The sequence below is a fragment of the Serratia sp. 201 genome, from assembly GCF_037027545.1.
Classification (GTDB): Bacteria; Pseudomonadota; Gammaproteobacteria; order Enterobacterales; family Enterobacteriaceae; genus Serratia; species Serratia bockelmannii.
Genome location: NZ_JAXCHC010000023.1, coordinates 1 through 256 on the forward strand (window position 1 = coordinate 1; position 256 = coordinate 256).

The following is a 256-nucleotide window of genomic DNA, read 5'->3' on the forward strand; positions in this document are numbered from 1 at the left end:
CCAGCGTGCCTTCTCCCGAAGTTACGGCACCATTTTGCCTAGTTCCTTCACCCGAGTTCTCTCAAGCGCCTTGGTATTCTCTACCTGACCACCTGTGTCGGTTTGGGGTACGATTTAATGTTACCTGATGCTTAGAGGATTTTCCTGGAAGCAGGGCATCAACTACTTCTGCACCGTAGTGCATCGTCATCACGCCTCAGGGTTGATATGCAACCGGATTTACCAGGTCACACCCCCTACACGCTTAAACCGGGAC

The 256-nt window shown here is 52.0% G+C and carries 1 rRNA gene; it reads right to left on the reverse strand.

The window, feature by feature from the left end:
* Positions 1-256: ribosomal RNA gene (locus tag WA302_RS25215) — 23S ribosomal RNA — on the reverse strand; the annotation flags it as partial.